At 56.8% G+C, this 20,815-nt stretch carries 18 protein-coding genes; 7 read left to right on the top strand and 11 right to left on the bottom strand.

Features of this window, described 5'->3' with window-relative positions:
- Nucleotides 1-19: 19 nt before the first annotated feature.
- The 4 genes from CWM61_RS07065 to yiaK are packed head-to-tail and all read right to left on the bottom strand — an operon-like array spanning nucleotide 20 to nucleotide 3,804.
- A complete protein-coding gene (locus CWM61_RS07065) occupies nucleotides 20-1,339 on the bottom strand; it encodes an MFS transporter (RefSeq protein WP_074386969.1) in 1,320 nt (439 codons plus the stop codon).
- Nucleotides 1,340-1,375: 36 nt separating this feature from the next.
- On the bottom strand, nucleotides 1,376-2,305 hold the full coding sequence (locus tag CWM61_RS07070; RefSeq protein WP_074386970.1) for a DUF4862 family protein: 930 nt from the start codon (nucleotides 2,303-2,305) through the stop codon (nucleotides 1,376-1,378).
- A gap of 24 nt (nucleotides 2,306-2,329) precedes the next feature.
- Nucleotides 2,330-2,794 (bottom strand): YhcH/YjgK/YiaL family protein, encoded by a 465-nt coding sequence (locus tag CWM61_RS07075; RefSeq protein ID WP_039102636.1) that lies wholly within the window; start codon nucleotides 2,792-2,794, stop codon nucleotides 2,330-2,332.
- A gap of 11 nt (nucleotides 2,795-2,805) precedes the next feature.
- Nucleotides 2,806-3,804: a 3-dehydro-L-gulonate 2-dehydrogenase gene (yiaK, locus tag CWM61_RS07080; protein ID WP_061152984.1), complete on the bottom strand. Its 999-nt coding sequence runs from the start codon at nucleotides 3,802-3,804 to the stop codon at nucleotides 2,806-2,808.
- A gap of 216 nt (nucleotides 3,805-4,020) precedes the next feature.
- Between yiaK and yiaJ the strand changes: the two genes are divergently transcribed.
- On the top strand, nucleotides 4,021-4,848 hold the full coding sequence (gene yiaJ, locus CWM61_RS07090; protein ID WP_004889293.1) for an IclR family transcriptional regulator YiaJ: 828 nt from the start codon (nucleotides 4,021-4,023) through the stop codon (nucleotides 4,846-4,848).
- A gap of 109 nt (nucleotides 4,849-4,957) precedes the next feature.
- Nucleotides 4,958-5,443, top strand: a complete 486-nt coding sequence (locus CWM61_RS07095) for a 4Fe-4S dicluster domain-containing protein (protein ID WP_100630984.1) — start codon at nucleotides 4,958-4,960, stop codon at nucleotides 5,441-5,443.
- 42 nt (nucleotides 5,444-5,485) lie between these two features.
- On the opposite strand, the gene avtA is transcribed toward CWM61_RS07095, so the two are convergent.
- Nucleotides 5,486-6,742, bottom strand: coding sequence for a valine--pyruvate transaminase (gene avtA, locus CWM61_RS07100; RefSeq protein WP_008806869.1), 1,257 nt, complete (start codon nucleotides 6,740-6,742; stop codon nucleotides 5,486-5,488).
- 168 nt (nucleotides 6,743-6,910) lie between these two features.
- The gene (locus CWM61_RS07105; protein WP_100630985.1) at nucleotides 6,911-8,944 is read right to left on the bottom strand and encodes an alpha-amylase; all 2,034 of its coding nucleotides are present in this window, start codon (nucleotides 8,942-8,944) and stop codon (nucleotides 6,911-6,913) included.
- A 314-nt stretch (nucleotides 8,945-9,258) separates the two neighbouring features.
- Between CWM61_RS07105 and CWM61_RS07115 the strand changes: the two genes are divergently transcribed.
- Entirely contained in the window at nucleotides 9,259-10,077 is an 819-nt protein-coding gene (locus CWM61_RS07115) for a protein bax (protein WP_008806871.1), read from the top strand.
- A 38-nt stretch (nucleotides 10,078-10,115) separates the two neighbouring features.
- Here the strand turns inward: CWM61_RS07115 and xylR are convergent, their stop codons facing one another.
- The 4 genes from xylR to xylF form a co-directional block, all read right to left on the bottom strand.
- Nucleotides 10,116-11,294, bottom strand: coding sequence for a D-xylose utilization transcriptional activator XylR (gene xylR / locus CWM61_RS07120; protein WP_100630986.1), 1,179 nt, complete (start codon nucleotides 11,292-11,294; stop codon nucleotides 10,116-10,118).
- Between the two features lie 221 nt (nucleotides 11,295-11,515).
- The gene (xylH, locus tag CWM61_RS07125; protein ID WP_008806873.1) at nucleotides 11,516-12,697 is read right to left on the bottom strand and encodes a xylose ABC transporter permease XylH; all 1,182 of its coding nucleotides are present in this window, start codon (nucleotides 12,695-12,697) and stop codon (nucleotides 11,516-11,518) included.
- Entirely contained in the window at nucleotides 12,675-14,216 is a 1,542-nt protein-coding gene (locus tag CWM61_RS07130; protein ID WP_012540329.1) for a xylose ABC transporter ATP-binding protein, read from the bottom strand. Before CWM61_RS07130 ends, xylH begins: the two co-directional genes overlap by 23 nt.
- A gap of 64 nt (nucleotides 14,217-14,280) precedes the next feature.
- Nucleotides 14,281-15,276 (bottom strand): D-xylose ABC transporter substrate-binding protein, encoded by a 996-nt coding sequence (xylF, locus tag CWM61_RS07135; protein WP_004210164.1) that lies wholly within the window; start codon nucleotides 15,274-15,276, stop codon nucleotides 14,281-14,283.
- 506 nt (nucleotides 15,277-15,782) lie between these two features.
- On the opposite strand from xylF, the gene xylA reads away from it, so the two are divergent.
- From xylA to yiaA, 4 genes are all read left to right on the top strand, one after another.
- Nucleotides 15,783-17,105, top strand: a complete 1,323-nt coding sequence (xylA, locus tag CWM61_RS07145; RefSeq protein WP_008806876.1) for a xylose isomerase — start codon at nucleotides 15,783-15,785, stop codon at nucleotides 17,103-17,105.
- Nucleotides 17,106-17,197: 92 nt separating this feature from the next.
- Nucleotides 17,198-18,652 carry a xylulokinase gene (gene xylB, locus CWM61_RS07150; protein WP_074386975.1) on the top strand — a complete coding sequence of 485 codons (1,455 nt, stop codon included), beginning with the start codon at nucleotides 17,198-17,200 and terminating at the stop codon, nucleotides 18,650-18,652.
- 168 nt (nucleotides 18,653-18,820) lie between these two features.
- Complete coding sequence (gene yiaB, locus CWM61_RS07155) at nucleotides 18,821-19,192, top strand: inner membrane protein YiaB (RefSeq protein WP_008806878.1); 372 nt, start codon at nucleotides 18,821-18,823, stop codon at nucleotides 19,190-19,192.
- Between the two features lie 34 nt (nucleotides 19,193-19,226).
- Entirely contained in the window at nucleotides 19,227-19,670 is a 444-nt protein-coding gene (gene yiaA / locus CWM61_RS07160) for an inner membrane protein YiaA (protein ID WP_012540331.1), read from the top strand.
- 26 nt (nucleotides 19,671-19,696) lie between these two features.
- Here the strand turns inward: yiaA and CWM61_RS07165 are convergent, their stop codons facing one another.
- The gene (locus tag CWM61_RS07165; RefSeq protein ID WP_100630987.1) at nucleotides 19,697-20,692 is read right to left on the bottom strand and encodes an acyltransferase; all 996 of its coding nucleotides are present in this window, start codon (nucleotides 20,690-20,692) and stop codon (nucleotides 19,697-19,699) included.
- Nucleotides 20,693-20,815: the final 123 nt, after the last annotated feature.

The following is a 20,815-nucleotide window of genomic DNA, read 5'->3' on the forward strand; positions in this document are numbered from 1 at the left end:
CCACAGGCCTGGCGCTTTTTTAGGCGGCGTGCTTCCGCGAGTTCACTGTATTGACGGGCGTGGCGCCGGCATCGCATTTCGCCGGCAGCAGCACAGCCATCAGCGCGGCCAGAGCCAGGGAGATAGCCAGGCAATACACCCCCGCGTCTTTGCTGTAGAGGGTGATCAGTACGCCCACCGCGTAGGGACCGCAGAAGCCGCCGAGGTTGCCGAGGGCGTTGATAACCCCGCGCGCGCCGCCGGCCATTTCAGCGCTGAACAGCCTTGCCGGAATGGTCCAGAACACGCCAGCCGCCGATTGCAGGAAGAACCCGCAGCCGACCAGCGCGGCGTAGGACAGCCAGATCTGATTCTTCAGCGCCACCGACAGGAACATGCACAGGGCAAAGCCAATCAGCGGCAGGCAGACAAACAGCTTGCGTTTGCCGGTGCGATCCGAGAGGGAGGAGAACAGGAACATGCCGGCAATGGCGCCGACGTAGGGCAGAATGGCGAGCACCCCGACCTGGCCCATGCTGCTGTGGGTCAGCTCTTTGAGGATGGTGGGCAGCCATAAGGTGTAGCCGTAAATCCCGGTCTGATAGAAGAAGTTCAGCGCGATAAGCTGCCACATGGTTTTATCGGAAAGCACTGCGCTGAGCGAAGCGTTTTTCACCTCGGTTCCGGCAATCGCCTTTTGTTCTGCGGCCAGCGTTTCCACCAGATAGTGCTTCTCGGCATCAGAGATCCAGCGCGCTTCCTGTGGGCGGTCATAGACGGTATAGGCCCAGAGCAACAGAACGGCCACTGAGAGCAAACCTTCGATAATGAACAGCCAGCGCCAGTCGAGTACGGTGATGATCCATCCCGAAAGCGGGGCGGTGATAATCCCGGCGATGGGAACAAACATAATGACAATGGCGTTAGCGCGCCCGCGTTCGGCGTCCGGGAACCAGTTGCTGATCATGGTCAGCACCACCGGGAGCATACCGCCTTCTGCGACCCCCAGCAGGAAGCGCAGCACCAGCAGCTGATACTGGTTGGTGATTAATCCCGTCAGGACGGAGATCACCGCCCAGGCGACTAGCGACCAGCCAATAAACTTCTTGCCGCTTCCGTGAACGGCAATTTTGCCGCCGGGAACCTGTAAGAACAGATAACCAATAAAGAAAATACCACCTGCCAGTCCCGCCATGGTGGCGGAAATACCCAGTTCTGCATCCATGCCGCCCGGCATCGCAAAGGCGATATTGACGCGGTCCATATAAGAGATAATACAGGCGATCAGAATGGGTGGAATAATTCGCAGCCAACGCTGACGAGGGATATTTTTTAGTCCTGGTCGAGAGGTCATATTCATAGTTGTAGCCTCGTAGAGTAAGTGTTCTGTTTTTTATTATTGTTGTGCTTTATTTAAGGCAGTAATGCCGTCGCGTAATATCGCTATGCGATGATTGACGTCCGCATCAGGATTAATTTCCAGTAATTTAATACCGAGAAATTGCAAGGGCTTGCTGTCAGTACAGGCTAATAATTCACGCACATGTGTGTGGGTCATTAAACTTTCTGCACAGAAGGGGGAGAACGGTGCGTGTAAATCCTGCCATTCACCGTATTCGCCATGTTGCGTGGTACCGGAGAACATCAGTGCGCCAAGCTTACCGGCCTGGCTGGCCTGCCGGGTATGGGCCAGCGGCAGGGTGGTGTCCTGGCCTTCAATGGCAGAGCGTGCCCAGTTAATGCCAACGCTGATCTCATAACCGGCAAGGGTTTCCAGCACATTATCTAAAGGCAGAAATCCCTTGCGCGGCGCGGGACCGGTCATCGCATCGCAATGTTCCAGCACCAGGTCGCACGACCAGTCCCAGCTGGCGACTTCCTTCAGCGAACGGGCAAAGGCGTCGGTAGCCTGGGCGACGTTAGGGTTGCTGGCGCAAGGGGCGGCATGGAGCTCAAGCGCCACGATTTTCCCGGCGTTTGCCGCATTGATCGTGTTGATTTTCTGGTAAAGGTGGCGATAGTACGCCACGCAGGCTTTACGCTGGTCTTCGTCGCTGGATGCCAGCCCAAAGCCGCCGTGACCTCCGCGGCGGCGCATGGTTTCCATAATCGCTGTGACGACGATTTGCCAGTCGGCAGGCGTATGGCGCAATAACCACTCGTCGCCCAGTGGGTGGAGATGTTCAAGACAGGGCTGCTCCAGCCCCCGAATATCCGGGGTGTCGGCCAGTTGCCGCCAGAATGCTTTTTCTTCGTCTTCACTTTTCTGGTGAAAAGAGGGTGCACAGGGATACGCACCGATAATATAACCGGTATTATTTTTCATAATGTGCTCCTGAATATAATGCTTTTATAAAGCGTCGATGGCCACTTTAACCACGATTTTTCTGATCGGCGTGGCGACCGACTTATGGCATCCGGGGCGATGAACATCCTGTGGGAAAAATATGACGTAGCTTCCCGGGATCATTTCAAGGAATGATTCATGTTCGCAGCCGTGAAAGAAAATAATATCGCGCTGTGCTAATAGCGATTCGCTAATGGCGTTATTACCGTTATCAATAGCGAAACCTATTTTCTCTTCGCCCCAGGCCAGAAATTGGATATCCAGATAGCGGCGATGCACTTCCGGGCGATTTTCGGCAACTTCGCGAGTGGTTAAGTCGATAATCTGCGCGAAGATATTTTTGCCGTCGATCTCCACGACGCCGGGGGCCAGTTTGCTGAAATCGGTGCTGCGCAGGAAATCCAGGGCTCGCTCAATTGCCGCAGGCAACCGACACGGATTAGGCTGCGTGATATGTCCAAAGATCATGGCTTAACTCCTTACAGCGCCTGAATTTTCGCCCAGACGCTGTCATCGACGGTGATACCGTCGCGACGATTCTCTTCCAGCAGGCGGGTAAACTCATGGCCGGGTAAACGGACGGCCACGTTTTCATCGGCCCGTTCGGCGGTGGTGATGAAATCCATAATCCGTTGCAGCTTGGCATCGCGGGTTGCGCCGTCGATAAGCTTATCGACCTCAATGGCGATAAAAATCTGCGAAACGCCATATTCATCGCTGTTTTCCTGGGTCACTTCGGCAACAGAAGATCCATTGGAAAGCAGGGTAGCGATCATATCCAGCACGATCGACAGGCCGGATCCTTTCCAGTAGCCCATGGGCAAAATGCGGCGATTTTTCTCGATGACGCCCGGTTCTTTGGTCAGATTGCCCTCATCGTCGAATCCGCCGTCTACCGGCAGTTCACGGCCCGCCAGGCGGTTCACCTCCAGCATGCCGTAGGAGAACATCGACATCGACATATCCACCATGGTGATTGGTGTGGAAGGAATGGCGACGATCAGCGGGTTGGTACCGATACGGCACTCTTTGGCGCCCCACGGCGGCATCACGGCGATGGAGTTGGTCCAGCAGATGCCGATGTAGCCTTTTTCCGCTGCCTGCCAGCCGTAGCTCCCCCCGCGCATCCAGTGGTTGGCGTTCCGCAGCGCCACCAGCCCAATGCCGTGATCGGATGCCAGCTCAATGGCCCGGTCCATCATCTTTTTTGCCGTCAGGTTGCCGATGGACCGCTGGGCGTCCCACTGCTCAATCGCGCCGAGGCTGGTAATACGCTGCGGTTTGGCTTCAGGGATGATATCGCCATTGTCCAGTTGCTGGATAAAGCGGGGAAAGCGGTTCACGCCGTGTGAATAGACGCCGGATTCCGTGGTGCGGGCGAACATGTCCGCGCAGGCATCGGCGGTTTCCGCCGCCACGCCGCGTTTAAGCAGTACCTGATTGAAGGCCTCTTTTAACTGCGAAAAAGTTACTTTCATACGTGTTTCCCTGGTGAGTTTTGATCGCTTTTTTATCGTTAAATTTCATAATGCGAAATCTGATTTCAAATATAACGATCAAAATTTGTCAGATCAACGGCAGGGGTGTTTTTTAAAAACAATAAAAATCAATTGGTTATGTTTTTTGATCTCAGATCGTGAACTGACACACACTTTGCGCTACCATCAGAACGCAACGAAAGGGGAGCGGAAGCGATGGTGATGAAAGAGAGCGAGACAGGGCAAGACAAAGAGAGGCCGGCGGGAAGTCAGAGCCTGTTCCGTGGACTGATGTTGATTGAAATCCTGAGCAACTATCCAAATGGCTGCCCGCTGGCGCATCTGTCAGAGCTGGCGGGGCTGAATAAAAGCACGGTCCATCGATTGCTGCAGGGCTTGCAGTCCTGCGGGTATGTCACGCCAGCGCCGGCGGCGGGTAGCTATCGGCTCACCACCAAGTTCATCGCGGTTGGACAGAAGGCGCTGTCCTCGCTGAATATCATTCATGTGGCGGCCCCCCATCTTGAAACGCTTAATCTGGCGACGGGCGAGACGGTGAACTTTTCCAGTCGGGAAGACGATCATGCGATCCTGATTTACAAGCTCGAGCCGACAACCGGAATGCTGCGTACCCGTGCTTACATTGGTCAGCATATGCCGCTCTACTGTTCCGCGATGGGGAAGATTTACATGGCGTTCGGCCATCCTGATTATGTTGAGCATTACTGGAATACTCATCAGGATATTATTCAGCCGCTGACCCGCAACACCATCACCGGCTTACCGGCCATGCATGATGAGCTGGCGCAGATCCGTGAACGTAACATGGCCATGGATCGGGAAGAGAATGAGCTGGGGGTGTCCTGTCTGGCGGTGCCGGTTTTTGATATTCACCAGCGCGTGCCCTACGCCATCTCTATTTCCCTGTCGACGTCGCGCCTCAAGCAGATAGGCGAAAAGAACTTGTTAAAACCGCTGCGTGAGACCGCGGAGGCGATCTCGCGTGAACTGGGTTTCACGGTGCGTGAAGCGTCAGGCAAATGACCACATCCTGCAGGCCATCTGACAAAAAACAGCGCTGATTCCATTCAGGATCAAAGCGCGGGCAGGGACTATTCTGGCACCCTGCGGTTTTATCCCCAGGGAGCAGAGGATGAACCAGTTTCTTATTGCCAATGCCCAGCGGTGTATTGGCTGTCGTACCTGTGAAGTGGCTTGTGCGGTGGCGCACCAGCAGGCGCAAGATGTCGCCGCCCTGTCGACGAACCATTTCGCGCCGCGTATCCAGGTGGTGAAAAGCGGTGACATATCGACGGCGACGGCGTGCCGGCAATGCGAGGATGCGCCCTGCGCCAGCGTTTGCCCGCAAGGGGCGATTCAGCGCGACAATGACGTCTGGTGGGTCGACCAGCGGCGCTGCATCGGCTGCAAAAGTTGCATGGTGGCCTGCCCGTACGGCGCGATGACCGTTACGGTAGTGAATCAGCAGGCGCAGGCGCTGAAATGCGATTTGTGCCATCACCGCGCTGAAGGACCAGCCTGCGTGGCCGCCTGCCCGACGCAGGCGCTGCGGGTGATGGTTCCCGCGGAGCTGGAAGCGCTATGCGCGCAAAAACGCCAGCGACTGGCGCTGGCGTGAGCGGGGTCGCTGACGGGCGTTACCCGCCCGCGGCGTCAGAGGCTATGCTTCCTGTTCGCGCCAGGCGAATTCAATCTCTTCGGCGAGAATTTTCACCCCGGCCTCAATTTTTTGCGGATCGGGCACATAGTTCATGCGCATACACTGGTGGGTGTGCGGCCACGGCTTATCCAGACCCGGGAAGAAGTAATCCCCTGGCACCATCAGCACGCCGCGCTTTTTCAGCCGCTGATACAGCAGCTCGGTGGAGACCGGCAGGTCCTTAAACCACAGCCAGAGGAAAATGGCCCCCTCCGGTTTGTGGATCAGGCAGCGCTCCTCCGGCAGATATCGGCGAATAATGGCGATGGTTTCCTGCACCCGCTGGTAATAGAAGGGCTTGATCACCGTCTCTGACAGACGCAGCAGATCCTGTCGTTTAATCATTTCGCACATCATTGCCGGCCCGATGCCGCCAGGGGCGAGGCTGATAATGCCGTTCATGTTGCTGATGGCGGTGATGATTTTCTCGTTGGCGATGATAATCCCGCAGCGGCTGCCCGGCAGGCCCAGTTTGGACAGGCTCATACACAGCACGATGTTTGGATTCCACAGCGGTCGGGCGTCGCTAAAGATAATGCCCGGGAACGGCACGCCGTAGGCGTTATCAATCACCAGCGGGACCCCGTGCTGATTCGCCAGCGCATCCAGTTTGATCAGCTCTTCATCAGTGATGACGTTGCCAGTCGGGTTGGTGGGACGCGAGACGCAGATCATCCCCGTCTCTTCCGTCACCTGCAGATGTTCAAAATCAACATGGTACTTAAACTGGCCTTCCGGCAGCAGTTCGATGTTCGGCCGGGTGGCAACGAACAGATCCTCTTCCAGACCGGCATCGGCGTAACCGATATATTCCGGCGTCAGTGGGAACAGTACCTTACGCGTGGTGCCATCTGCCCGACGGCCTGCAAACAGATTAAATAAGTAGAAAAATGCGCTCTGACTGCCGTTTGTTAGCGCAATATTCTGTGGTTCGATCTCCCAGCCCAGCTCGTCGCGCAGCATGTTCGCCAGCAGGCTCAGCAGCTCGCTTTTGCCCTGCGGCCCATCATAATTACAAAGCGCATCAAGGGCTTTGCCATTATCCAGCATGTCGGACAGCAGCTGCTGGAAGTAGTCATTCATTTCCGGGATCTGAGCGGGGTTGCCGCCGCCCAGCATAATAGCGCCCGGCGTGCGCAGACCGTCATTAAGGTCTTCCATCAAGCGGGTGATGCCTGAATGACGGGTGAATTTGTCGCCGAAAAGGGAAAATGTCATCGCGAATAGTCTATCGGTGGTTCTGGAAAGTGGCTAACCATAACGCCAGCGCTAGCGTGGTGCAAATCGGCGGGAGGAGGCGGCTTTTTATCTTTATCCTGTGAATTGCTATTTTGTTAGCGTTTTGTTCTGAATGGCTCCCCGCCAGGGCGGAGAGCCACTTGTGGATTACTGCTGCTGTCCGGCCCAGATGACCATCACTTTGTCTTCACCGCTCTCACGCACGAACCCGTAACCACGTGGCATCGACAGCGTTGTCTGTTTGCCCATGCCGATAGCCGGATGGCGAGCGCGGAACTGACCGATCTTCTGCCAGTGAGTGACGCTGCGGGCCGCCTTGCCATTAACATCCTGCCAGTTCATCTCCGAACGGGTGCCCTGCAGCGGGTCCGAGCCGGTGGGGCCGAACGGACGTGATGATTCGTCACCATAGAAAATCTGCACGGCGCCAGGGGCCAGCAGCAACAGCTCTGCCGCGGTGGTGCCGCCTTCGCGGAACAGGCGCGTATCGTGCGAGGAGAGGTAACTCAGGACGTTAAAGCTCTGCAGCTTGTCCGCCATTTGCTGCCAGGTGAGGTCAATATTGGTCATACAGGTAGCCGCTTTCGCCGCCTGGTCCTGGTAGTCGAAATTGATCATCGCATCAAAACCGTGGCGATAATAATCGCTCTGCATCACCCCATGTCCCCAGGCTTCGCCGGTCATCCAGAATGGCGAAGCATCCAGCGCTTTATCCGGATTGGCTTTCTTCCACTCCGCCAGCGCGGCGGTGGCCTGGGTTTTTAACTGCTGCCAGGCGTCCATCTCCACATGTTTGGCGGTATCGACGCGGAAGCCATCGATGCCGTAGTCGCGTACCCACTGGCTCAGCCAGTGCGTCAGGTAGTCGCGCGGCGTATAGCCCGGGATCGCTTTCGCTGCGGTGTCTGGTTTATGGCTATAGAAGTTCGGCAGACCTGAGGCTTCCTTCGATTCGGTTTTCAGGTCCGGCAGGAAGGCCAGCGACATGGTGAGATCGTCATAGCCTGGGTTGTCATAATCGCCGATATCGGTGCGGATCCACTTCTTGCCCCACCATTTCTCCCAGCCGGCTTTGTCGCTGAAGTTGATGTAGTCGTTAAAGCTGTGCCAGGTCTGGCCCGCGCCCGGTTTCCAGTCCGTCCAGCGCTCGCCGAGGGTTTTTTTCAGCTCATCGCCTTGCAGATACAGGGCGCCGAACTGGAACTCCTGCATGTCGGCCAGGGTGGCGTAACCGGTATGGTTCATCACCACGTCAAACAGGATGCGAATGCCGCGCTTATGCGCTTCATCCACCAGCCGGCGGAGATCCGCTTCGGTCCCCATGTTGGCGTCCAGTTTCGACCAGTCCTGGGTGTAATAGCCGTGGTAGGCGTAGTGAGGGAAATCGCCCTTCGTGCCGCCGCCGACCCAGCCGTGGATTTGCTCAAGCGGGGAGCTGATCCACAGGGCGTTAACCCCCATCTGCTGCAGATAATCCAGCTTGCTGGTTAATCCCTGCAGGTCGCCGCCGTGGAAGGTGCCGATCTCCTGCATGCCATCTTTATGACGGCCATAGCTGTTGTCGTTGGCCGGGTTACCGTTTACAAAGCGATCGGTCAGGACGAAGTAGACAGTGGCGTTGTGCCAGTCAAACGGCGCCGGGGCGGCGGTCTCGGCACGCTCGAGCAGCAGCAGGCCATTGCTGCCGAAGGCGGGCTGCAGGGTGATTTTGCCGCCGCTGACGGTCGCGACATTGCCGCTGTAGAAATCGCGGACCTTGCTGCCCTCGGCGAAGGTTTTGCTGACGTCGATGGACAGCGGTTTTCCATCCCACTTCGGACACTGACGGATCTGCGGCGCCGCGGCGCTGGCCTCTTTTTCCTCCAGCGAAATCATCATTGTCGGTGTGCCGGAGCGGGTATCCACCTCCAGGGTATACAACCCCTGGCGGAAGATGCGCCATTGCGGCGGGGTGCCACGGCAGGGCTCCATGGACAGCATCTGGTTGAGCTTAATGCCGCCGGAAGGCTGCCAGCACTGCTGGTCAAAATTTAGCTGCAGAGGACGTGTACCCTTCTCAACCACTTTCTGGCTGATGAATCGGCCCGTCCCTTCTTCGGTAAAGGCAGGGAAGTCGGTGGTAGTCCAGGCGGCAAAGGCCATCCCAGGCACGAATAACGTGGCAAGCGCAGCGAGTTTCATTGCGGGATCCTGTGAGCGGTTTTTATCTAGTGTGCCTTGTTGCCGCACGGGTGAACTCCTCCTGGCGGGCGTTTTACCAGGAGGATGAAAAGGGGTGAGTGACACCGCTCAAAAAATAGGCTAAAAATGAGACGAAGCTAGCATTTTCGCACTGGCGATGCGGCGCAGAAACCGATTTCAGATGACACCAATTCGGAATTGGACTATTTCTGTTGATGCTCTCATTGCGTATTTTTGATACTATTAGCGATTCAGCTATCGTTTTTTTGTGAAAAACAAGGTGTTGGAATGCATATATCCGACCAGGAGACCTGATGATATCGAATCCCATACGACGATATGGGGCCGCCATACTTATGTTACTAACCTGTGTATTTTCAGGTAGTGTGTTGGCAACAACGCACACAGCAACAAAGAGTCATAAAGCCCCAACGGTTAAGAAGATCAGTAGTACTAAGGTAAGCAGTAAACAAGAGTATTCTCGCAATAGTGTAAAGAGCAGTTCACTTCCTGACTTGCGAAAATACCCTTCCGGAACACCAAGGAAAAAAGCGTTTCTCCGGACGGTCATGCCTTATATTACCAAGCAGAATCAGGCGATTACTGCGGATCGTAACTGGCTTGTTTCCAAGCAGTACGATGCTCGCTGGTCGCCGACTGAAAAGGCGCGCCTGAAAGATATCGCTGCCCGTTATAAGGTGAAGTGGTCAGGCAATACGCGTCATGTGCCCTGGAACGCGCTGCTTGAGCGTGTCGACATTATTCCGAACAGCATGGTGGCAACCATGGCGGCGGCGGAAAGTGGCTGGGGTACCTCCAAGCTGGCGCGTGAGAACAACAACCTGTTTGGCATGAAATGCGGCGCCGGTCGCTGCCGCGGAGCGATGAAAGGCTACTCGCAGTTCGAATCGGTGGAGCAGTCGGTGCAGGCTTACGTCACAAACCTGAACACCCACCCGGCCTATTCTTCATTCCGCAAATCGCGCCTGCAGCTGCGCAAGGCGGATCAGGAAGTGACGGCCAGCACCATGATTCATAAGCTGAAGGGTTATTCGACCAAAGGGTCGAGCTACAACAACTATCTCTTCGCGATGTATCAGGACAATCAGCGGCTCATCGCCGCCCATCTGTAATCCGGATGCCCGGCCTTGTCGCCGGGCATTTTTTTGCCCTACAGCATGACCTCGCTGTGCCGGTCACGGTACTCCTTCGGCGTCACGTCGTACTCCTTCTTAAACACCGAATAAAAATATTGCAGCGATGGGTAGCCGCACATTTGTGAAATCTCATTGATCGACAGGCTGGTGGACACCAGCAGGCTGCGCGCCTTTTCCAGTTTCTCGCTGTGGATCACCGTGTGGATGGTCTCTCCGACCTCATCTTTGAAGCGTTTCTCCAGATTGGAGCGAGAGATGCCCACGGCGTCGAGCACCTGTTCCACTTTAATGCCTTTGCAGGCGTTGTTGCGAATGTAATGCATCGCCTGAATCACGGAAGGATCGTTTAAGGACCGGTAGTCGGTAGAGCGTCGCTCAACGACGCGCATCGGCGGGATCAGCTGGCGCTGCAGCGGGAGCGCCTCGTTATTCAGCAGCCGGTGGAGTAATTTTGCCGCCTGATAACCCATCTGGCGGGTGCCCTGGGCGACGGAGGAGAGGGCGACGCGAGAGAGGTAGCGGGTCAGCTCCTCGTTATCGATGCCAATAACGCACAGTTTTTCTGGCACCGGGATATGCAGCAGCTCGCAGGCCTGCAGGACGTGGCGGGCGCGGGCGTCGGTGACGGCGATAATGCCGGTTTGCGGCGGCAGGGTTTGCAGCCAGTCGGCGAGCCGGTTTTGCGCGTGCTGCCAGTTTTCCGGCGCCGTCTCCAGCCCCTGGTAGACCACGCCGCGATACTTCTCCTTCGCGACCAGCTGGCAGAAGGCATACTCGCGCTCTACCGCCCAGCGTTTACCGCTGGAGGTGGGGAGTCCGTAAAACGCGAAGCGGTGCACCCCTTTTTCCTTCAAATGGAGAAAGGCGCTTTCCACCAGCGCAGCGTTGTCCGTGGCAATATAGTGGACCGGCGGGTACTGCTCTGGCTGATGATAAGAGCCGCCGACGCCGACGATGGGCACGTGGACATCGGCCAGCAGCTTTTCAATTTCGGGATCGTCATAGTCGGCGATAACGCCATCGCCCAACCACTCTTTGATGTTTTCGATTCGTGCCCGAAAATCCTCTTCAATAAAGATATCCCACTCCAGCTGGGAGGCCTGCAGATACTCGCCGACGCCCTCAACCACCTGGCGGTCATAAGCTTTGTTGGCATTGAATAACAGCGTAATACGGTGACGCTTTTCAAACATAGATAATGTTCCTGCTCTAACCCCGGTCATACCCCTTCATTCTTGATGTTGCTGCGCACTCACCCCGGCCACGTACGCCGGTACGCGGCCCGGATGCGCCGTCTGCAACCCGAATGATGTTGGGTATACACTACCGGCTAATGCCCGAGATATTTCAAGCGCCTTGTGGCGAAGTTTGGCGGTAGCGCAAAGAATTCAGACATTCTTAAGAGAGTCTCTCCTTACGCGCGCCGCTTGGTGGCGGAATCCATCCACACCGCCAGCAGTAAAATGGCGCCTTTGACGATATATTGCCAGAAAGTGGCGACGTCCATCATGCTCATGCCGTTATCCAGGGCTGACATAATAAACGCCCCCATTACCGCTCCGGCGACGCTGCCGATGCCGCCCGCCAGGCTGGTGCCGCCGATGACGCAGGCGGCGATGGCGTCCAGTTCGGCGATGTTACCCGCCGAGGGCGACCCGGCGCCGAGGCGCGAGCTGAGGATCAGCCCGGCAATGGCGACCATCAGGCCGTTAATGGCAAACACCGCCAGCTTGGTGCGCTCGACGTTGATCCCTGAGAGGCGGGCCGCCTCCAGGTTGCCGCCGATGGCATAGATGCGACGACCAAAGGCGGTGCGGGTGGCCATAAACAGGCCTGCCAGTAGCAGGGCTGCGAGGATCAGCACCGGGGTCGGCACGCCACGATAGTCATTGAGCAGCCAGATTGCGCCCAGCACAATCACCGCGGTAATGGCCTGACGGCCAACGGCGGCGGTGGAGGATGAGGTCGCCAGACCTAACGCCTGACGGCGCATCCGCCCGCGCCACTGCCAGACGATAAACGCCGCCATGCCGACCACGCCGATGCCAAATCCAATACCGTCTGGCAGATAGCTTTGGCCGATCTGCGCCATCGCCGGGCTGGTGGGCGAGACGGTGGTCCCGTTGGTGATGCCGATCAGAATGCCGCGAAACGCCAGCATCCCGGCGAGGGTGACGATAAACGAGGGAACCTTGCGATAGGCCACCCACCATCCGTTCCACGCACCGAGCAGCAGGCCCATCACCAGCGTCACCAGGATGGTGAGCGGCAGCGGCCAGCCGAGCCAGACGTCAAAGATTGCCGCGGCGCCGCCCAGCAGCCCCATCATCGAGCCGACGGACAGGTCGATTTCTGCCGAAATAATCACAAACACCATGCCAACGGCGAGGATGCCGGTGATGGCCGTCTGGCGCAGCAGGTTGGAGATATTGCGTGCGCTCAGGTAGGCGCCATCGGTAACCCAGGTGAAAAACAGCATAATGACGACGATCGCGGCGATCATCACAAAGACCTGGAGATTCAGCCCCTTCAGCGCCGGCAAGGCGGCGGGGGCAGTTGGGGTGAGTTTGATTTCAGACGACGTGTTCTTCGACATGGCGTTCGCTCCTCAGCGCGGCTTCCATCACCTGTTCCTGGGTCAGATGTTGATTAACCAAATTGGCTTTTAGTCTGCCTTCGTGCATGACCAGCACCCGATCGCTGAGACCGAGCACCTCGGGCAGTTCTGATGAAATGACAATGACCGCGATGCCCTGCTGCACCAGCTGGTTAATCAGTTTATAAATTTCATACTTCGCCCCGATATCGATACCACGGGTGGGTTCGTCGAGGATCAGAATGCGCGGATTGAGCAGCAGACAGCGCGCCAGAATCGCCTTTTGCTGGTTGCCGCCGCTCAGGCGGCCAATCGCCAGCTCCGGCGAGGAGGTTTTAATTTTCAAACGCTGAATGGACTGCTGAATGCAGTGTTGCTCGGCGGCGTCGTCCAGGCTGCTCATCGCGCCGGTGAACTGGTTGAGCGCCGCCAGGGTAATATTTTTGCCCACCGCCATCACCGGCACGATGCCGTCTTTTTTGCGGTCTTCCGGCACCATGGCGATGCCGTGGGCAATGGCCTGCTGGCAGTTAGAAATGCTCACCGGCTGGCCATCAATAAAGATCTCCCCTTGCCAGCGCCCCGGCCAGACGCCGAACAGGCACTGTACCGCCTCGGTACGCCCGGCGCCGACCAGCCCGGCGATGCCGAGGATTTCCCCGCGACGCAGGGAAAACGAGACGTCATTGACGCGTTTAATATGGCGGTTAACCGGGTGCCAGGCGGTTAAATGTTCGACCCGCAGGATCTCCTCGCCGTGGGCGTGCGGCTCGCTGGGATAGAGCGCGGTGAGCTCGCGGCCGACCATCATGGTGATGATATCGTCTTCGCTCATGCCGCTGGCGTCGCGGGTGCCGATGTGCTGGCCATCGCGGATCACGCAGATCGTGTCGGAGATCGCTTTGACCTCATTGAGCTTGTGAGAAATATAAATGCAGGCGATACCGTGGTTTTGCAGATCGCGAATGATCGTCAGCAGCGTCGCGGTCTCTTGTTCGGTTAAGGAAGCGGTCGGTTCGTCGAGGATCAGCAGACGAACCTGTTTATTCAGCGCCTTGGCGATCTCCACCAGCTGCTGCTGACCAAGGCCGAGGTCGCCGACGCGGGTGTCGGGCGATATGGGCAGATTGACCTGCGCCAACAGCTTCTGACAGCGCAGCGTCATGGTTTCATAATCCAGCAGACCGTGGCGGGAGATCTCGGCGCCGAGGAAAATATTCTCCAGCACGGTGAGATGTTTCACCAGCGCCAGCTCCTGGTGAATAATGGCGATGCCTTTGCGTTCGGTATCGCGAATATGGTTTGCCTGCAGCGTTTCGCCGGCAAAAATAATCTCGCCCTCATAGCTTCCGTGCGGATAGATACCGCACAGCACCTTCATCAGCGTCGATTTCCCCGACCCATTTTCACCGCATAACGAGACCACTTCGCCAGCGTTCAGACGCAGGCTGACGTTATCCACGGCTTTAACGGCGCCGAAGGTTTTGGTGATGTTCTTCATTTCGAGTAGCCAGGCCATAAAGACTCCGCAAAAGTGATATCCGGCGGGATGAAAATGACGCCCCGCAGCGGGGCGTCAGCCATTACAGTTCACTCTTTTTATGGAAACCGTCTTTAATAACCGTGGCGTCGATATTCTCTTTATTCACCTCAATGGGCGTTAACAGGCGCGAAGGGACATCTTTTAAGCCGTTATTCAGCGTGGTATCGGCCTTCGGCTGTTTATCGTTACCCAGCTCAACGGCGATTTCGGCGGCGTTGGTGGCCAGGGTGGTAATCGGTTTATAGACGGTCATTGTCTGGGTACCGGAAATAATGCGCTTCACGCCCGCCAGATCAGCATCCTGACCGGAGATCGCCACTTTGCCGGCCAGCCCCTGGGCGGTTAAGGCCTGGATAGCGCCGCCGGCCGTAGCGTCATTGGAGGCGACCACGGCATCGATCTTGTTATTATTCGCCGTCAGCGCGTTTTCCATTATTTTCAGCGCGTTCTCCGGCAGCCAGCCGTCAACCCACTGATCGCCGACAATCTTAATTTTGCCTTCATCCACGTACGGCTTGAGGACTTTCATTTGCCCGGCGCGGAAAAGTTTGGCGTTATTATCCACCGGCGAGCCGCCCATCAGGAAATAATTACCCTGCGGCACTTTGTCGACCAGACTTTGCGCCTGCATTTCACCAACTTTTTCATTGTCGAAAGAAATATAAAAATCAATGTCAGCATTATTAATCATACGGTCATAGGCCAGGACTTTAATACCTTCCTGCTTGGCTTCTTTAATGACGTTGCTGAGCACCTGACCGTTATAAGGAATAATGACTAACACATCGACGCCGCGGTTGATCATATTTTCAATTTGCGACATCTGCGTTTCTTCATTGCCATTGGCGGACTGGACAAAAACTTTGGCGCCTAAGGATTCTGCTTTATTGACGAAAATATCACGGTCTTTCTGCCAGCGCTCCAGACGCAGATCGTCGATGGCCATGCCAATCTTCACTTCTTTCGCCATCCCCGCCATGCTGGCGAGGAGGAGGGAGCTGGCGCAAAGTGTAAGGCAAAGGTTCTTTATCTTCATAATAACGATACCTTTTTTGTAAGGGTAGGTAAGACGAACGGAAAAATAATGTTTGATACATGAGGTTGCGGATACGTTACAGATTCTTAACGCGGAAAGCAGGGCTGGCAATTACCGGTTCTTATTTTGCCGTTATGAAATTTCGTTTAATGTGCAAATTATGACGGCGATCGTATTTTATTCATGCACACTCTTATTATTGCACTGGACTTGTCCGACAAGGCGCGGAGAAGGAGGAAGTATATTATTTTTTGCGAGCTGGCGCACGTTTGTGGATTCTCTCAATGGCGGTGTGAAATAACGTAATTGAGGAGATGGAAAGTGAAATTCTATATTGGCTTAAACCCGTCATACTTCAAGTTGTAGGTGGGTTGGTGACATTCGTTGCTCCGACCTCTTGCTGGTGCCAGCGCCTGGAGGTTCACGCTCTTGCCGCCTTCCTGCAACTCGAATTATTTAGGGTATCTGATTGGTTATTCGCCGCATCTCTGAATATGGAGTTCTCTATGCAGACCTATTTCGATCAACTCGATCGCGTTCGTTACGAAGGCCCGAAATCCACTAACCCGTTGGCTTTCCGTCACTACAACCCGGATGAACTGGTGCTGGGCAAACGGATGGAAGATCATCTGCGTTTTGCGGCCTGTTACTGGCATACCTTCTGCTGGAATGGCGCCGATATGTTTGGCGTGGGCTCCTTTGACCGTCCATGGCAGCAGCCTGGCGACGCCCTGGAGATGGCCAAACGTAAAGCCGATGTGGCGTTTGAATTCTTCCACAAACTCAATGTGCCTTACTACTGCTTCCACGATGTCGATGTCTCGCCGGAAGGCGCCTCGCTGCAGGAGTACAGCAATAACTTCGCCCGGATGGTCGAGGTGCTGGCAGAGAAACAGCAGCAGAGCGGCGTGAAGCTTCTGTGGGGTACTGCAAACTGCTTTACCAACCCGCGCTACGGCGCCGGCGCGGCCACCAACCCGGATCCGGAAGTGTTTAGCTGGGCGGCCACCCAGGTGGTCACCGCGATGAATGCTACTCATCAGTTGGGAGGCGAAAACTATGTGCTGTGGGGCGGTCGCGAGGGCTATGAAACCCTGCTGAATACCGACCTGCGCCAGGAGCGTGAACAGATTGGCCGCTTCATGCAGCTGGTGGTGGAGCATAAGCATAAAATTGGCTTTAAAGGCACGCTGCTGATTGAGCCCAAACCGCAGGAACCGACCAAGCATCAGTATGACTATGATGCCTCTACCGTTTACGGCTTCCTCAAACAGTTTGGTCTGGAAAAAGAGATTAAACTGAATATTGAGGCTAACCACGCGACGCTCGCTGGCCATTCGTTCCATCATGAAATCGCGACGGCCATTGCGCTGGGGTTGTTCGGCTCCGTCGACGCCAACCGCGGCGATCCGCAGTTGGGTTGGGATACCGACCAGTTCCCGAACAGCGTCGAAGAGAACGCGCTGGTGATGTATGAAATTCTCAAAGCGGGCGGCTTCACCACCGGCGGTCTCAACTTTGATGCGAAAGTGCGCCGGCAGAGCACCGACAAATACGATCTGTTCTATGGCCATATCGGCGCGATGGATACCATGGCGCTGTCGCTGAAAGTTGCGGCGCGGATGATTGAGGACGGTGAGCTGGATAAACGCGTGGCCAGACGCTACGCCGGCTGGAACGGTGAGCTGGGGCAGCAGATCCTTAACGGGCAGATGACCCTGAGCGACATTGCCCAGTATGCCACTCAGCATCAGCTGGCGCCGCAGCATCGCAGCGGCCAGCAGGAACAACTGGAAAACCTGGTAAACCATTATCTGTTTGATAAGTAATCATGCGGCGGCGCCCGGCGTGACCGGCGTCGCAACCAGGATGCTCTGTTCGCGCCACGCTCAGCCGTGGCGCGCGTTTAAGGAGAGGTAGTATGTATATCGGCATCGATCTGGGAACATCGGGCGTCAAAGCCATTCTGCTCAATGAGCAGGGTGAGGTAGTGGCATCGCATACCGAAAAACTCACCGTCTCGCGTCCGCATCCGCTGTGGTCGGAGCAAGATCCCGAACAGTGGTGGCTGGCGACAGACACGGCGATGAAAGCCCTGGGCGCGCAGCATAGCCTGCGCGACGTGAAGGTGCTGGGGATCGCCGGGCAGATGCACGGCGCCACGTTGCTGGATAAATCGTTACAGGTGCTGCGTCCGGCCATTTTATGGAATGACGGCCGCTGCGCCGAAGAGTGCCAGCTGCTGGAGGAAAAAGTCAGTGCTTCCCGGCAGATCACCGGCAACCTGATGATGCCGGGCTTTACGGCGCCGAAGTTACTGTGGGTGCAGCGCCACGAGGCGGCGGTGTTCAACCAGGTCGATAAAGTGCTGCTGCCGAAGGATTATCTGCGCCTGCGCATGACCGGCGAGCTCGCCAGCGACATGTCTGACGCCGCTGGTACGATGTGGCTGGACGTCGCCCGCCGTGACTGGAGCGATGAGATGCTCGCCGCCTGCGATCTCAGTCGGGACGCGATGCCGGCGCTGTTTGAAGGCAGCGATGTCACCGGGCAACTGCGACCTGAGGTGGCGAAGGCGTGGAATATGCCGCAGGCGCTGGTGGTGGGCGGCGGTGGCGACAATGCCGCGGGCGCGGTTGGGGTCGGAATGGCCGACGCCGGCCAGGCAATGCTGTCGCTGGGCACCTCAGGCGTTTATTTCGCGGTCAGCGAAGGGTTTCTCAGCAAACCTGAAAGCGCGGTGCACAGCTTCTGCCATGCGCTGCCGGGCCGCTGGCATCTGATGTCGGTGATGCTCAGCGCGGCCTCCTGTCTGGACTGGGCGGCGAAATTAACCGGCCTGGCCAGCGTGCCGGCACTGATCGCGGCGGCACAGACGGCGGATGAAAGCGCCGGTCCGGTGTGGTTCCTGCCCTATCTGTCGGGCGAACGCACGCCGCACAACAACCCGCAGGCCAAGGGCGTCTTTTTTGGCCTGACGCATCAGCATGGGCCGGCAGAGCTGGCGCGGGCGGTGCTGGAAGGGGTGGGCTATGCGCTGGCGGATGGCATGGACGTGGTACACGCCTGCGGCATCAAGCCGCAGAGCATCACGCTTATCGGCGGCGGGGCGCGCAGCGCTTACTGGCGGCAAATGCTGGCGGATATTAGCGGCCTGCAGCTCGATTACCGTACCGGGGGCGATGTCGGCCCGGCGCTGGGGGCGGCCAGGCTGGCGCAGCTGGCGGTGCACGGCGAGGCCGACCGCGCCGGGCTGCTGAAGCCGCTACCGCTTGAACAAGCCCATCGCCCGGACGATCGCCGTGTGGCCCACTATGCGCCACAGCGGGAAACCTTCCGTCAGATTTATCAGCAACTGAAACCGCTGATGTCTTAGCCTCAGTCCGTCCGGCAGCGCCGGACGGATTCCCTCCCTGAATGTCTCGACTACATCCATCCCAAAAAGCGTATTTGTTTATTCCGAAATCTCCGCTTTGCCGTGCATAACCTGCGGCATCGTCGGGTGACTCGGTCATAATCAGCCCGTGTCGACCAGGGAGGTGAGATGAACACAAAACGCAACATTGCCAGAGTGATGATGGCCGCAGGATCGCTGGTTTATCTGCTCGGTATCTGGCGAACCTGCCCGTTGTTTAGCGGTAAAGGTTATTTTCTCGGCGTACTGGTGATGGGGATGTTTGCCGTGCTCGCCCATCAGCGCGCCAGCCAGTGGCAGGAACAGGACGACGGCTTTATTGCCTTATGTCGGCTGGTGCTGCTGCTATCGGTCGGCCTGCTGCTGGTCGGCGCCTGGTATGTACCGGCAGACTGGCATGAAAAAGCCGTCTATATCGCGGCGTGGTTTGTCTGCTTATATGGCGCATCGGCAACCCCCGAACGGACCCGCGTCGCCCGCGCGATGCAAAAAACGGAATAAGCGCCGCCCCGAGGCGCGTAAAAGGTAAAAAGTAATGGAAAACAAGCACGCGACGTATTCTCCTGCGTTTCATTTGATCTCCTGGATTGCCCTGATCGGCGGCATCGTCACCTATCTGGTGGGACTGTGGAATGCCGATATGCAGTTGAATGAGAAAGGCTATTATTTTGCCGTCCTGGTACTGGGGCTGTTTGCCGCGGCATCTTATCAAAAGACGGTGCGCGATAAGTATGAAGCCATTCCGACCACCGCGCTGTACTACACCACCTGTCTGGTGGTCTTCGTTATCGCTGTAGGTCTGCTGGTTATCGGGCTGTGGAATGCCACTCTGCTGCTCAGCGAAAAAGGGTTCTATGGGCTGGCGTACTTTCTGAGCCTGTTTGGCGCTGTTGCAGTGCAGAAAAACGTGCGTGATGCCTGGGACCCGACGCGCTTACGGGAACCTCTCAGCGTGACGGAAGAGGGGCCTGAGTCGTAAGTCGGGCCCCTCTGGACGGCGGGCCGTTAGCTGACCAGCCGGCGGCTATCAACCCGCTGCACCAGGCCTGACAGCATCAGGCTGCCAAGCAGAGCGGCGCTAAAAATCCACACAATGTCCAGCAGCGGCCAGCGGGTCAGTTCCAGATGGCTGGCGCGCAGCGCATGCACTATCAGGGCATGGAACCCGTAGATCCCCAGCGAATGTCGCGCAATGCAGGCGATACCGGGCAGGGGACGCGCGTTAAGCCAGTTTTTAGCGAGCGTCAGCAGGGTGACCGCGCAAACGAACACCGCCGGTCCGCAGTAGAGATACCAGGTGTCGCCGAAGTCTCCACGCCAGCGCAGCTCATGCAACGTTCCGCGTGAAATGGCCCACACGGCGGCGATGAACAGCGCGGCGCAGAGCGGGGTCAGCCATTTTTTATCGGTGTCCAGGGTGCCAATGGCTCTGCCCAGCACGCCATAGAGCACGTAGTAGAAGGTGTCGCCGTTGATATAGAGATTGACTGGCAGCCACTCAATCCCGGCGGCTTTGACGCTGACCATATTGGGGTTGGCCAGAATACCGAGGATCGCCATCAGCGCCAGCAGCATTTTACCGCTGACGGACTTAACCTGAATCAGCGGCGAGAGCAGGTAGATGACGGTGATAGCAAAGAAAAACCACAGGTGGTAGAAGACGGGCTTCTGCAGCAAATTCTTTAACGATAGCTCGACGTTGATATGGGTAAACAGCGCGATATACAGCAGAGACAGCGCGCTATAGAACGCAATGCACAGGCCAATCCGCCAGAAATGGCGCGGCTGGGCGCTACGTTCCCCGAAAAACAGGTATCCCGAGATCATAAAAAACAGCGGCACGCTGACGCGGGAGGCGGAATTGAGCAGATTGGCGATGTCCCATTCCATAAGGGTAATTGCATGCGGATGAGTGATATACCAGCTGGTACTGTGGATCATCACCACCATCATGCAGGCGATACCGCGCAGGTTGGTGATCCAGTGTATCTTTTCTTGCATCAGTCCCTCAAAGTCTGCTGGCGAAATAAGGTCTGACCCGCCTTATGCCCCGGTGTCGCAATAGATTAGTCTGAGTTTTCGATCACAGACTTGTCGTGGTTTCATGATATTCGCAAAATACCT

Origin of the sequence: Klebsiella sp. K-Nf6, from assembly GCF_002806655.1 — a bacterium.
Classification (GTDB): Bacteria; Pseudomonadota; Gammaproteobacteria; order Enterobacterales; family Enterobacteriaceae; genus Klebsiella; species Klebsiella variicola.

Coding starts and splice junctions, on each gene's coding strand:
- avtA (WP_008806869.1), bottom strand. CDS start 6,742: ATGACATTTTCCCTTTTCGGCGACAAATTCACCCGTCATTCAGGCATC.
- xylR (WP_100630986.1), bottom strand. CDS start 11,294: ATGTTTGAAAAGCGTCACCGTATTACGCTGTTATTCAATGCCAACAAA.
- CWM61_RS07130 (WP_012540329.1), bottom strand. CDS start 14,216: ATGGCCTGGCTACTCGAAATGAAGAACATCACCAAAACCTTCGGCGCC.
- CWM61_RS07115 (WP_008806871.1), top strand. CDS start 9,259: ATGATATCGAATCCCATACGACGATATGGGGCCGCCATACTTATGTTA.
- CWM61_RS07075 (WP_039102636.1), bottom strand. CDS start 2,794: ATGATCTTTGGACATATCACGCAGCCTAATCCGTGTCGGTTGCCTGCG.
- CWM61_RS07105 (WP_100630985.1), bottom strand. CDS start 8,944: ATGAAACTCGCTGCGCTTGCCACGTTATTCGTGCCTGGGATGGCCTTT.
- xylA (WP_008806876.1), top strand. CDS start 15,783: ATGCAGACCTATTTCGATCAACTCGATCGCGTTCGTTACGAAGGCCCG.
- CWM61_RS07165 (WP_100630987.1), bottom strand. CDS start 20,692: ATGCAAGAAAAGATACACTGGATCACCAACCTGCGCGGTATCGCCTGC.
- xylH (WP_008806873.1), bottom strand. CDS start 12,697: ATGTCGAAGAACACGTCGTCTGAAATCAAACTCACCCCAACTGCCCCC.
- yiaK (WP_061152984.1), bottom strand. CDS start 3,804: ATGAAAGTAACTTTTTCGCAGTTAAAAGAGGCCTTCAATCAGGTACTG.
- xylB (WP_074386975.1), top strand. CDS start 17,198: ATGTATATCGGCATCGATCTGGGAACATCGGGCGTCAAAGCCATTCTG.
- yiaJ (WP_004889293.1), top strand. CDS start 4,021: ATGGTGATGAAAGAGAGCGAGACAGGGCAAGACAAAGAGAGGCCGGCG.
- yiaB (WP_008806878.1), top strand. CDS start 18,821: ATGAACACAAAACGCAACATTGCCAGAGTGATGATGGCCGCAGGATCG.
- CWM61_RS07070 (WP_074386970.1), bottom strand. CDS start 2,305: ATGAAAAATAATACCGGTTATATTATCGGTGCGTATCCCTGTGCACCC.
- CWM61_RS07065 (WP_074386969.1), bottom strand. CDS start 1,339: ATGAATATGACCTCTCGACCAGGACTAAAAAATATCCCTCGTCAGCGT.
- xylF (WP_004210164.1), bottom strand. CDS start 15,276: ATGAAGATAAAGAACCTTTGCCTTACACTTTGCGCCAGCTCCCTCCTC.
- yiaA (WP_012540331.1), top strand. CDS start 19,227: ATGGAAAACAAGCACGCGACGTATTCTCCTGCGTTTCATTTGATCTCC.
- CWM61_RS07095 (WP_100630984.1), top strand. CDS start 4,958: ATGAACCAGTTTCTTATTGCCAATGCCCAGCGGTGTATTGGCTGTCGT.